This is a genomic window from Pseudomonas sp. SWRI81 (genome assembly GCF_014268545.1).
In the GTDB taxonomy this organism is placed as follows: Bacteria; Pseudomonadota; Gammaproteobacteria; order Pseudomonadales; family Pseudomonadaceae; genus Aquipseudomonas; species Aquipseudomonas hamedanensis.
Genome location: NZ_JABWQS010000031.1, coordinates 26,420 through 38,794, shown reverse-complemented (window position 1 = coordinate 38,794; position 12,375 = coordinate 26,420). Strand labels below are relative to the sequence as shown.

At 59.9% G+C, this 12,375-nt stretch carries 11 protein-coding genes; 8 read left to right on the top strand and 3 right to left on the bottom strand.

The features are described 5' to 3' along the window. Nucleotides 1-87 precede the first annotated feature (87 nt). The 8 genes from HU765_RS18655 (at nucleotide 88) to HU765_RS18620 (ending at nucleotide 9,699) form a co-directional block, all read left to right on the top strand. Nucleotides 88-810, top strand: coding sequence for a response regulator transcription factor (locus HU765_RS18655; RefSeq protein WP_186622202.1), 723 nt, complete (start codon nucleotides 88-90; stop codon nucleotides 808-810). Then, entirely contained in the window at nucleotides 797-2,221 is a 1,425-nt protein-coding gene (locus HU765_RS18650; RefSeq protein WP_186622200.1) for a sensor histidine kinase, read from the top strand. Before HU765_RS18655 ends, HU765_RS18650 begins: the two co-directional genes overlap by 14 nt. A gap of 185 nt (nucleotides 2,222-2,406) precedes the next feature. After that, on the top strand, nucleotides 2,407-3,432 hold the full coding sequence (locus HU765_RS18645; protein WP_186622199.1) for a PDDEXK nuclease domain-containing protein: 1,026 nt from the start codon (nucleotides 2,407-2,409) through the stop codon (nucleotides 3,430-3,432). Nucleotides 3,433-3,539: 107 nt separating this feature from the next. Next, entirely contained in the window at nucleotides 3,540-4,442 is a 903-nt protein-coding gene (gene cysM, locus HU765_RS18640; protein WP_186622229.1) for a cysteine synthase CysM, read from the top strand. Further along, nucleotides 4,442-5,818: a 23S rRNA (uracil(1939)-C(5))-methyltransferase RlmD gene (gene rlmD / locus HU765_RS18635; protein ID WP_186622197.1), complete on the top strand. Its 1,377-nt coding sequence runs from the start codon at nucleotides 4,442-4,444 to the stop codon at nucleotides 5,816-5,818. The genes cysM and rlmD overlap by 1 nt, the downstream gene beginning before the upstream one ends. 101 nt (nucleotides 5,819-5,919) lie before the next feature. After that, nucleotides 5,920-8,163 carry a GTP diphosphokinase gene (gene relA, locus HU765_RS18630; protein ID WP_064364824.1) on the top strand — a complete coding sequence of 748 codons (2,244 nt, stop codon included), beginning with the start codon at nucleotides 5,920-5,922 and terminating at the stop codon, nucleotides 8,161-8,163. A gap of 133 nt (nucleotides 8,164-8,296) precedes the next feature. After that, a complete protein-coding gene (gene mazG / locus HU765_RS18625; RefSeq protein WP_186622191.1) occupies nucleotides 8,297-9,130 on the top strand; it encodes a nucleoside triphosphate pyrophosphohydrolase in 834 nt (277 codons plus the stop codon). Nucleotides 9,131-9,156: 26 nt separating this feature from the next. Further along, nucleotides 9,157-9,699, top strand: a complete 543-nt coding sequence (locus tag HU765_RS18620) for a DUF2058 domain-containing protein (RefSeq protein WP_186551738.1) — start codon at nucleotides 9,157-9,159, stop codon at nucleotides 9,697-9,699. 129 nt (nucleotides 9,700-9,828) lie between these two features. Here the strand turns inward: HU765_RS18620 and HU765_RS18615 are convergent, their stop codons facing one another. The 3 genes from HU765_RS18615 to fabA all read right to left on the bottom strand — a co-directional run bounded on the left by HU765_RS18615 (nucleotide 9,829) and on the right by fabA (nucleotide 12,155). Then, nucleotides 9,829-10,017, bottom strand: a complete 189-nt coding sequence (locus HU765_RS18615; protein WP_186551739.1) for a hypothetical protein — start codon at nucleotides 10,015-10,017, stop codon at nucleotides 9,829-9,831. 390 nt (nucleotides 10,018-10,407) lie between these two features. Next, nucleotides 10,408-11,628, bottom strand: coding sequence for a beta-ketoacyl-ACP synthase I (gene fabB / locus HU765_RS18610; RefSeq protein ID WP_186529698.1), 1,221 nt, complete (start codon nucleotides 11,626-11,628; stop codon nucleotides 10,408-10,410). 11 nt (nucleotides 11,629-11,639) lie between these two features. Beyond that, complete coding sequence (gene fabA, locus HU765_RS18605) at nucleotides 11,640-12,155, bottom strand: 3-hydroxyacyl-[acyl-carrier-protein] dehydratase FabA (RefSeq protein WP_024013962.1); 516 nt, start codon at nucleotides 12,153-12,155, stop codon at nucleotides 11,640-11,642. Nucleotides 12,156-12,375: the final 220 nt, after the last annotated feature.

The window sequence follows — 12,375 nt, the reverse complement described above, 5'->3', positions numbered from 1 at the left end:
CTCGTTCGTCCGGCAGACGAACCTTGTGTTGCCCGCTGTCGGACAATCTTGAATAATCCGCCAACTGAGAATTACTTGCAGATACTCATGACTCCTGTTTCCGCCACCCAGCCACGCATCCTTTCCATTGAAGACGATCCGGTCCTCGGCGCCTATGTGCACGACCATCTGGGCCGTAGCGGCTTTCAGGTGACCTGGTGCCAGAACGGCCAGGAAGGCCTGAACATCGCCCAGCGCCAGCCGTTCGACGTAGTGCTCATGGATATTCTGCTGCCGGGGCTCGATGGCCTGAACCTGCTGACGCAACTGCGCCAGAGTCATTCGACGCCGGTGTTGCTGATGTCGGCGCTGGGGGCCGAGGCCGATCGCATCAGTGGTTTTCGTCTCGGCGCCGACGACTACCTGCCCAAGCCGTTCAGCATGGCCGAGTTGCACGTGCGCATCGAGGCGATCCTGCGCCGGGTGGCGCTGGATCGGCGTCCGCCCGTCGTGACCGCTGCGATGGCCAGCGGCACCTTGCGTTTCGATGAGGAACAATGCGAGGTGTTTTTCCGCGAACAGGCGGCCGGGCTGACCCGCAGCGAATTCCGGTTGCTCGAAACCCTGCACCGCAACAACGAGGAAGTGCTGAGCAAAGCCTTCCTTTATCAACATGTCTTGCAGCGCGGCTACGCCGCCCACGACCGCAGCCTCGACATGCACATCAGCCAGATTCGCCGCAAACTCAAAGCCATCGGTTACACCGAGCGCGAAGTGCGCACGGTGTGGGGCAAGGGTTATGTCTTGAGCTCCGCCGATGAAACTGTCTGAGCTGCCGGGGCGGCATTCGCTGTTCTGGAAGCTGGCATGTCTGCTGGTGGCGTTCTGTCTGCTGATGATCTGGCTGAGCTGGTCGTGGGGCCGCTACATGGAGGAGCGCAATCAGTTTCTTTCCAATGAAGCGCGCAGCACCCTCAGCCGTTATGCCGCACAGGCCGAGCAGGCGTGGCAGCGCGGCGGACGCGATGGCGTCGACGACTGGTTGCAGGGCATGCAACTGCGCGAGGCCAGTTGGGTCGGCGTCATTGGTGCTGATTTGCAGTCGCTGAGCAGCGAGTCGTTGAACGCGGCAGAAGTGCAGCACCTGACGTTTCTGCGCGGCCTCGATTGGCCGATTCACAAGAAAGGCCGGCCATGGTTGCGCGTGCCGTTTCCCCTGGATCCTGCCGCCGGCATCCTCGTTATCGAATTGCCGGAGCGCTTTATCCCGGGCAAATACCGGGTGTTCTGGCGGGTCATTACCAACGGCGTGATTCCCGGGCTGTTCACCTTGATGCTCTGCGTCGGCCTGTATCGGCTGCTGGTGGTGCCGCTGAACAACCTGCGCGAACAGGCCAACGCCTGGCGCGCCGATCAGTTGAACGTGCGCCTGTCGAGCGGCATCACCCAGCGCCCGGATGAACTCGGCGAGCTGGCGCGAGCGTTCGATTCCATGTCCGAACGTCTGCAATCCACCGTCGCCCTGCAACAGCAATTATTGCGCGACCTGTCCCACGAACTGCGCACGCCGCTGAGTCGCTTGCGCGTGGCCAGCGAGAGCGAGCAAGAACTGCTGCAATTGCGCGAACGCATCGGCCGTGAAGTCGACGGCATGCAGCGGCTGGTCGAGGACACCCTGCAACTGGCCTGGCTGGACACCGACCGCTCGCCGTTGCCGGACGAAGCGATACAGATTCAGGCACTGTGGGAAATGCTCACCGACAACGCCTGTTATGAAAGCGGCTGGCCGAGCTTGCAGTTGCAATGCACGGTTGAAGCGTCGTGCTGGGTGCGCGGCAACCTCAATACACTGGCGCAAGCGCTGGAAAACATTCTGCGAAACGCCATTCGTCACTCACCCGAGGGCGCGATTGTGCGCCTCGATGGTCGGCGCGATGGCGAGTATTGGCATTTGTGGCTGGAGGACCAGGGCGGCGGCGTGGCTGAAGAGGATCTGGAGAGGATCTTTTCGCCGTTCATTCGACTCGACGGCTCGCGGCCGGGGGATGGTGGGTTTGGGTTGGGCTTGAGCATTGCACGCAATGCGGTGCAGCGTCAGGGCGGGTTGCTCTGGGCGCAGAACAGCGGGGCGGGGCTGCGATTGAATTTGCGGTTGTTGGCTGATGACGGTGTTGCGCCGAATGACGCTATCGCGAGCAGGCTCACTCCTACAATGGATTTGCGTTCACCGCAGATCAGTTGAACAACATAAATCCCTTTGTAGGAGTGAGCCTGCTCGCGATGTAGTCCATTCGCGCGCCCTATCCTACGGACTTGCCGGAGCGCTCGTCTTTTTCTGTATGACATTTCCCAAGCTACACCAGCGGTCATTTTGAGCTTCCTGAACGGTTTAGGCTCGTGCTTCACCTAACCTTCAAGGAATTGCGCATGAATGCATCCAGCCTTACCGGCAGCTCAGATGGCGACCGTTTCAATGAAGTGCTCGCATTGATCCACAGTTCCAGACACAAGGCCATGCAGGCGGTCAATACTCACCTGATCGAGCTTTACTGGCAGGTGGGGGCGCATATCAGTCGCAAGATTGAGCGGGCAGAGTGGGGGGATTCGGTCATCGCTCAACTGGCAGCGCATCTCGCTCAGACCCAGCCAGGTCTGCGTGGATTCACCCGACCCAATCTGTTCCGCATGCGCCAGTTTTATGAGACTTATCGAGACGAAGCAATTGTCTCACCACTGGTGAGACAATTGCCGTGGACTCATAACATGATCATTTTGAGTCAGAGCAAATGTCCTGAGGAGCGGGCTTTCTACCTGCGAATGGCCGTCCAGGAAAAATGGTCAAAGCGCGAACTGGAGCGACAGCTCAAGGCCGCTCTGTTCGAGCGAACCATTGCCGATCCAGCGAAAACCTCCGCCGCGCTGAAACAAACGCACCCGGCAGCGCTTGAAATATTTCGCGACTCCTACATGGTCGAATTTCTCGACCTGCCTTCTACTCATTCTGAAACCGATCTGCACCAAGGGCTCCTGACAAGGCTGAAGGACTTCCTCATCGAGCTTGGTCGGGACTTCTGCTTTGTCGGCTCCGAATATCCGCTGCAAGTTGGCGGTCGGGATTTTGCGCTGGACCTTTTGTTCTTCCACCGAGGGCTCAATTGCCTGGTCGCTATTGAACTCAAGGTCGGGCGTTTCGAGCCAGAGTATCTGGGCAAGCTGGATTTCTATCTGGAGGCGCTGGACCGCAATGTCCGCAAGCCCCACGAAAATCCGGCCATCGGTGTGTTGCTCTGCGCCAGTAAAGAGGACGAGGTCGTCGAGTACGCCCTCAACCGCAGCCTCTCGCCAGCCTTGATCGCGCAATATCAAACATGCTTGCCGGATAAACAATTGCTGCAAGCCAAGCTGCATGAGTTTTATGCCTTGGATACGGCCCATACGGAAAACACAGACTAGCTGTCCGTTATTCCCATAAACCATAAGCACCGCACTTTGCGTGATATGGCCTGCGCGGGTTTGCCGGTATGATAGGCGCCCCCGCACGTCTGGATTGCGAATACGCCATGACCCTGCAGTACCCAACCATCGCCGATTGCGTCGGCAACACGCCGCTGGTGCGTTTGCAGCGCCTGCCCGGCGCCACCAGCAACACCCTATTGCTCAAGCTCGAAGGGAACAACCCGGCGGGTTCGGTCAAGGACCGTCCGGCGCTGTCGATGATCACTCGCGCCGAGTTGCGCGGGCAGATCAATCCCGGCGACACGTTGATCGAGGCAACTTCTGGCAACACCGGTATCGCTTTGGCCATGGCGGCCGCGATCAAGGGTTACAAGATGATCCTGATCATGCCGGACAACTCCAGCGCCGAGCGCAAGGCAGCCATGACCGCCTACGGTGCCGAACTGATTCTGGTCAGCCAGGAAGAAGGCATGGAAGGCGCCCGCGACCTTGCCCAGCGCATGGAAGCCGAAGGCCGCGGCAAGGTGCTCGATCAGTTCGCCAATGGCGACAATCCTGAGGCGCACTACACCACCACCGGTCCGGAAATCTGGCGTCAGACCCAGGGCAGCATCACGCACTTCGTCAGCTCGATGGGTACCACCGGCACCATCATGGGCGTCTCGCGCTACCTCAAGGAGCAGAGCGACAGCGTGCAGATCGTCGGCCTGCAACCGATGGAAGGCTCGGCCATCCCGGGCATCCGCCGCTGGCCTCAGGAATATCTGCCGAAGATCTATCAGGCCGAGCGCGTCGATCGCATCGTCGACATGGCGCAAAGCGAAGCCGAAGACGTGACCCGTCGCCTGGCGCGTGAAGAAGGCATCTTCTGCGGTGTGTCCTCGGGCGGTGCGGTGGCGGCGATGCTGCGTTTGTCTCGGGAAGTTGAGAATGCGGTGATCGTCGCGATCATCTGCGACCGTGGCGACCGTTACCTGTCGACCGGCATTTTCGACGCACCCAACTGATGGCCAAACACGAGAGAGGCCTGCGCTTCCAGCCCACCGGCGGCAGCAAGGCCCCGCAAGTCCCGACCGGAAAAAAGCAGCGCTTGAGCATCGAGCGCCTGGCCAATGACGGTCGCGGTATCGCGTTTTTCGAAGGCCGGACCTGGTTCGTCCTCGGCGCCCTTGCGGGCGAAGACGTCGAAGCGCGGGTGCTAGGCGCCCACGGCAAAGTGGTCGAAGCGCGCACCGAACGCGTGTTCACCGCCAGTGCATTGCGTCGCCCGGCGCCGTGCCCGCACGCCGGCCGTTGCGGCGGTTGCAGCGTCCAGCATTTGCCCCACGACGAACAGCTCGCCCTGAAACAGCGCATGCTCGCCGAGCAATTGTCGCGGGTTGCCGGTGTCGAACCAGAAGAATGGGCAGCACCGTTGACCGGCCCGGAATTCGGCTACCGTCGCCGTGCGCGCATCGCCGTGCGCTGGGACATGAAAGCGAAAAAGCTGGAAGTCGGCTTCCGCGCTGCCGGCAGTCAGGACATCGTCGCGATCAGCGAATGCCCGGTGCTGGTACAGCCCTTGCAACCGATCATGACCCGGTTGCCGGAGATGTTGCGGCGCTTGAGCAAACCGCAGGCGCTGGGGCATGTCGAGTTGTTCAGCGGCTCGTCATTGGCGCTGTTGCTGCGGCACATGGCGCCGTTGTCCGAAACGGATCTGACGATCCTCAAGGATTTCTGCCAATTCCATGGGGCGCAATTGTGGCTGCATGGCGAAGGTGAACCGCAACCGGTCGAAGCGGGTCAGACGCTCGGTTATCGCCTGGAACAGTGGAATCTGGATCTGGCTTACCGGCCGGGGGACTTCGTTCAGGTCAATGCCGCGGTCAACGAGGCAATGGTTGCGCAGGCGCTGGACTGGCTGAAGCCGGCGCGCGAGGAACGGGTGCTGGACCTGTTTTGCGGGTTGGGCAACTTTGCGCTGCCGCTGGCCCAAAGCGTGCGTGAAGTGGTGGCGGTGGAAGGCGTGCAGACCATGGTCGAGCGGGCCGCTGCCAACGCCGTCAGTAACAATTTGCATAACACAAAGTTTTTTCAAGCCGATTTATCCCAGCCTTTGAGCGCTGCCCAGTGGATCGCAAACGGCTTTTCTGCGGTACTCTTGGACCCACCGCGTGACGGTGCTTTCGAGGTGGTACGCCAGTTGGCGACCCTGGGTGCCAAACGGCTGGTGTATGTGTCGTGCAACCCGGCAACGCTGGCGCGCGACACGGTGGAATTGATCAAGCAGGGCTACCGGTTAAAACGTGCCGGGATTCTCGATATGTTTCCTCAGACGGCACATGTCGAGGCCATGGCGTTATTTGAAGCGGGCCAGGATGGCTCGTCTGAATCCGTCTGATCTGTCCGCGCAGCGCTCGCTTGAGCCCCGCGAGCGCAAACGGGCAGTACAGGTCAGCGATTTGACGCATTGAATCTGCGTCGTAGGGAAGGTAAAGCAGCATGGTACAGGTGAGAGCACACCAGCCGATCAACACTGACGGCAGTATCAACCTCGAGGCCTGGCTCGATCATGCGGTCAGTGTCGATCTGGCACTGGATCGCGAGGCCTTGAAAGAAGCCTGCGAGTTCGCTCGCGAGGCCGAACAACAGTCCAATGCCAGGAAGAATCTGTGGGCCGAAGGCTCCGGCAGTTTCAGTACTGGCCTGGAAATCGCCGAGATTCTTGCCGACCTCAAGCTCGATCAGGATTCGCTGGTCGCGGCGGTCCTGTATCGCGGCGTACGCGAGGGCCAGATCGAACTCGCCGCAGTCGGCCAGCGCTTCGGTCCGGTGGTGGCCAAGCTGATCGACGGCGTACAGCGCATGGCGGCCATCAGCGCCAGCCTCAGCCCTCGGCAATCGATGGTCATGGGCACGCAGGGGCAGGTGGAAAACCTGCGCAAGATGCTCGTCGCCATGGTTGACGATGTGCGCGTCGCGTTGATCAAACTGGCCGAGCGCACCTGCGCCATCCGTGCGGTGAAAACCGCCGACGATGAAAAGCGCAACCGCGTCGCCCGGGAAGTCTTCGACATCTATGCGCCGCTCGCGCACCGGCTCGGCATCGGTCATATCAAATGGGAACTGGAGGATTTGTCCTTTCGTTACCTGGAGCCCGATCAATACAAACAGATCGCCAAGTTGCTCCACGAACGACGGCTGGATCGCGAGCGTTTCATCAGCGACGTGATGACCCAGCTCAAGGACGAATTGCAGGCCACCGGCGTCGACGCCGACATCAGCGGCCGGGCCAAACATATCTACTCGATCTGGCGCAAAATGCAGCGCAAGGGTCTGGAGTTCAGCCAGATCTACGACGTGCGCGCCGTGCGCGTGCTGGTCCCGGAAATGCGCGATTGCTACACCGCACTTGGCATCGTCCATACCCTGTGGCGGCATATTCCGAAAGAATTCGACGACTACATCGCCAACCCGAAAGAGAACGGCTACCGCTCGCTGCACACTGCCGTGATCGGCCCGGAAGGCAAAGTGCTTGAGGTGCAGATCCGCACCCACTCGATGCACGAAGAAGCCGAACTCGGCGTCTGCGCGCACTGGCGCTACAAAGGCACCGACGTCAAATCCGGCTCAAACCATTACGAAGAGAAAATCTCCTGGCTGCGTCAGGTTCTCGAATGGCACGAAGAACTCGGTGATATCGGCGGTCTGGCTGAACAATTGCGGGTCGATATCGAGCCGGATCGCGTCTATATCTTCACCCCTGACGGTCACGCCATCGATTTGCCGAAAGGCGCGACGCCGCTGGATTTCGCCTACCGCGTTCACACCGAAATCGGCCACAACTGCCGGGGCGCGAAGATCAACGGGCGTATCGTGCCGCTCAACTACAGCCTGCAGACCGGCGAGCAGGTCGAGATCATTACCAGCAAGCACGGCACGCCAAGCCGCGACTGGCTGAACCCGAACCTGGGCTACGTCACCACCTCGCGGGCGCGGGCGAAGATTGTTCACTGGTTCAAATTGCAGGCTCGCGATCAGAACGTTGCAGCGGGTAAAACCCTGATCGAGCGCGAACTCAATCGCCTTGGTCTACCGGCGGTGGATTTCGACAAGCTGGCCGAAAAAGCCAACATGAAAACCGCCGAAGACATGTTCGCTGCCCTCGGTGCTGGCGACCTGCGTCAGGCGCACCTGGTCAACCTCGCGCAACAACTGGTCGAGCCGGAACGCGGCAACGAGCAGTTGGAGCTGATTCCGCGCAAGGCCACCGGTTACAAACCAGGCAAGCGCGGCGATATCCAGATTCAGGGCGTCGGCAACCTGATGACGCAGATGGCCGGCTGCTGCCAGCCGTTACCGGGCGACGCGATTGTCGGCTACATCACCCAGGGCCGCGGTGTGAGCATTCACCGTCAGGACTGCGCCTCGGTGCTGCAACTGGGCGGGCGCGAGCCGGAGCGGATCATTCAGGTCAGCTGGGGGCCGGTGCCGGTGCTCACCTATCCGGTGGACATCATCATCCGCGCCTACGACCGTTCCGGGCTGCTGCGTGACGTTTCGCAGGTGCTGCTCAACGAGCGCATCAACGTGCTGGCGGTCAACACTCGTTCGAACAAGGAAGACAACACGGCGCTGATGTCCCTGACCATCGAGATTCCCGGTCTGGATGCGCTGGGCCGCTTGCTGGGGCGGATTTCGCAATTGCCGAACATCATCGAAACGCGGCGTAACCGTACCCCGTGAAGAACGACGCCGATCAACTGTGGGAGCGGGCTTGCTCGCGAAGAGGTCGTGTCAGTCGATATTTGCGCTGAATGACACACCGCATTCGCGAGCAAGCCCGCTCCCACATTGATCTAGTGTAGAGACATGACAGATGTATTCACTGGAAGACCTGCTCCACCTGATGTCCCGCCTGCGCGATCCGCAGTTCGGTTGCCCGTGGGACATCAAGCAAACCTACACGACCATTGTCCCGCACACGTTGGAGGAAGCCTATGAAGTGGCCGATGCCATCGAGCGTGGCGATCTCGATCATTTGCAGGGCGAACTGGGCGATCTGTTGTTTCAGGTGGTGTATTACAGCCAACTGGCCAAGGAAGAAGGGCGGTTCGAATTCGCCGGGGTGATCGACAGCATCACCCGCAAGCTGATCCGTCGCCATCCGCACGTGTTTCCCACCGGCGATCTGTATGCGCCGCTCGACGTGCCACGCTTGAGCGAAGAGCAGGTCAAACAGCGCTGGGAACAAATCAAAGCCGAAGAGCGCGCCGAGAAAGCCTCGGCGCCCGAACAGTTGTCCTTGCTCGACGATGTGCCGACGACGTTGCCGGCACTGTCGCGCTCGGCCAAGTTGCAAAAGCGTGCCGGGCAGGTCGGTTTCGACTGGCCGGACGCCTTGCCGGTACTCGACAAGGTGCGCGAAGAGCTCGATGAAGTGCTCGAAGCCATGTCGGAAAATGATCCGGTGGCCGTAGCGGACGAGATCGGCGACCTGCTGTTTTCCGTGGTCAATCTGGCCCGCCACCTGAAGGTCGACCCGGAAACTGCGCTGCGTGGCGCCAACGGCAAATTTGAAAGACGTTTCCGTTTTATCGAACAGGCATTGCGCGACACCCACCGTCCCATGGAAGATTGCACCCTCGAAGAGTTGGACGCCCTGTGGGGCGAAGCCAAACGCCAGGAAAAGAATGAGCCCAGCTGCGGCTGAGCCGTTGCCCAAGTGAGTAAGCATTAATGAGCCTTTCCCTTCGCGACCAGTTGCTCAAGGCAGGACTGGTCAATCAAAAGCAGGCCAAACAGGTCAGCAAAGACAAGCAGAAGCAGCAGCGTCTGGCCCACAAAGGCCAGATCGAACTGGATGATTCGCAGCAGCGCGCAGCCCAGGAAGCCATGGCCGAGAAGGTCAAGCGCGATCAGGAACTGAACCGTCAGCAGAAAGAGAAGGCTGAAGCCAAGGCCCGCGCCGCGCAGGTCAAGCAGTTGATCGAAGTCTCGCGTCTGCCCAAGCTGACCACCGAGGACTACTACAACTTCGTCGATGACAAGAAGGTCAAGCGCATCTCGGTCAACACGCTGATGCGCAACAAGCTCAGCAGCGGCTCGCTGGCGATCGTGCACCATAACGGTGGCTACGAAGTGATCCCCCGTGAAGCGGCGCTGAAGATCCAGGAGCGCGATCCGCAGCGCATCGTTCAGCTCAACGTGCAGACCGAAGAGGTCAACGCCGAGGACGATCCGTACGCGGCGTATCAGATCCCTGACGATCTGATGTGGTAAGCGATTGTGGCGAGGGAGCTTGCTCCCGCTGGGGCGCGAAGCGTCCCCGCTCTTTATCCTGAGAGCAGGGCCTGCTGCGCAGTCCAGCGGGAGCAAGCTCCCTCGCCACAATGTGCAATGTTCGCCTGATCAGGCGGACTTCAGATCTCTTTGCTGTTCCTGCACTTCCAGTTCGGCCTTGTAGTTGTGAGCATCGATCTCGTTGTGGAACATGCCGACCAGCAAATCTTGTTGATGCACATCCCAGATACGGATGCCGGCGGCCAGGCCTTCGTGGGACATGTGTGAATCGTCGCGTTCAGTTACTTTTACAGTCATCTGCTAGCTCCAGATCTCAAGTTACTGCACCAAGGCATGTGCAGGACTCTGTTATAGGTTTTGTTAGCCAGCTAAGTAAACTGCCGATTGGCGCAAGGTGTTGTTGCGGATTTCGCAACAAAGCTGCAGGCCACGTAAACCGCGACATTCGGTCGCAGGGCAATTGGTTTCATGACAAAGGTTTCATTTTCAGAACACCGCAAACCCCTTGTAGGAGTGAGCCTGCTCGCGATCGCGGAGTGTCAGTCACCGCTGATATTGACTGATCCACCGCTATCGCGAGCAGGCTCACTCCTACACAGATGTGTGTCGGCCATGAGTTTTATATCAGCCAAAAAAAACGCCCCGAACCAGTCGGGGCGTTTTCATGTGTGGCTCAGCAGCGGGGAATTACTTGCCTTCCCAGCGCTTCAACACCAGCGTGGCGTTGGTGCCGCCGAAACCGAAGCTGTTGCTCATCACGGTGTTGAGGGTGGCGTTCTCGCGGGTCTTGGTCAGCACCGGCAGATCGGCCACTTCCGGGTCGAGCTCGTCGATGTTGGCGGAACCGGCAATGAAGTTGCCTTCCATCATCAGCATGCAGTAGATCGCTTCGTGAACGCCGGCGGCGCCCAGGGAGTGACCGGACAGGCTCTTGGTCGAGCTGATGGCTGGAGCCTTGTCGCCGAACACTTCACGCACACCTTTCATTTCCGCGACGTCGCCGACCGGAGTCGAGGTGCCGTGGGTGTTCAGGTAGTCGATCGGGGTGTCGACAGTCGACAGCGCCTGCTGCATGCAGCGGATCGCGCCTTCGCCACTTGGGGCGACCATGTCGTAGCCGTCGGAGGTCGCGCCGTAGCCAACGATCTCGGCGTAGATTTTCGCGCCACGGGCCAGCGCGTGTTCCAGCTCTTCAACGACAACCATGCCGCCGCCGCCAGCGATGACGAAACCGTCACGGTCCTTGTCATAGGCGCGGGAGGCTTGTTCCGGGGTGTCGTTACGCTTGCTGGACAAGGCGCCCATCGCGTCGAACAGGAACGACTGGCTCCAGTGCTCTTCTTCACCGCCACCGGCGAAGACGATGTCCTGCTTGCCCATCTGGATCTGTTCCATGGCGGTACCGATGCAGTGAGCACTGGTGGCGCAGGCAGAAGCGATGGAATAGTTCAGGCCCTTGATCTTGAACGGCGTGGCCAGGCAAGCGGAAACGGTGCTGCTCATGGTCCGCGTAACGCGGTACGGGCCGACGCGTTTCACGCCTTTCTCGCGGAGGATGTCCAGCGCTTCCATCTGGTTCAGCGTGGAAGCACCGCCGGAGCCGGCGATCAGGCCGGTACGCGGGTTGGACACTTGCTCTTCGGTCAGGCCGGAGTCAGTGATCGCGTCTTTCATGGCCAGGTAGGCGTAAGCCGCTGCGTGGCCGACGAAGCGATAGATCTTGCGATCGATCAGCTCTTCAAGGTTGAGGTCAATGGAGCCGGAAACCTGGCTACGCAGACCCATTTCAGCATATTCCGGGTTGAACCGGATGCCAGGGCGGCTTGCACGCAGGTTAGCGGAGACGGTCTCTTTGTCATTGCCCAGGCACGAAACAATGCCCAGACCAGTGATAACGACGCGGCGCATGCGAATAACCCTTAGAAGTTGTCAGTGGAGGTGAACACGCCGACCCGGAGGCCTTCGGCGGTGTAGATTTCGCGTCCGTCGACACTGACCGAACCATCGGCGATGGCCATGTTCAGCTTGCCCTTGAGGACGCGCTTGATATGAATGTTGTAGGTGACTTTCTTGGCGGTCGGCAGCACCTGGCCGAAGAATTTCACTTCGCCCGAACCCAGCGCACGGCCGCGGCCCGGCAGACCCTGCCAGCCGAGGAAGAAACCGACCAGTTGCCACATGGCATCCAGGCCCAGGCAGCCCGGCATCACCGGATCGCCTTCGAAATGGCAGGCGAAGAACCACAGGTCAGGGTTGATATCCAGCTCGGCGACCAATTCACCTTTGCCGTACTTGCCGCCTTCTTCGCTGATATGGGTGATGCGATCCACCATCAGCATGTTCGGGGCGGGCAATTGCGCGTTACCTGGGCCGAACAGCTCACCGCGACTGCAGCGCAGCAGGTCTTCCCGAGTAAAGGCGTTTTGTTTGGTCATGCGAGCTCCTCAATAATCCCATGCGGCAGGTGGGGCAAATCTTCCCGACCGTTCAAAGCGTTCATGCCTCGAACCGGCAGCCTACTCATAGACTATTGCGTTGTGGTGAAAGTCACAGCACCAAGGACATGAATGTACACTTGTGCACTGAAATTTTTATACAAGCCCCTTTTGAGGCTCGTTCGGGTGCCTAAGACTGCCGCACTTTCGCTTTTCACGC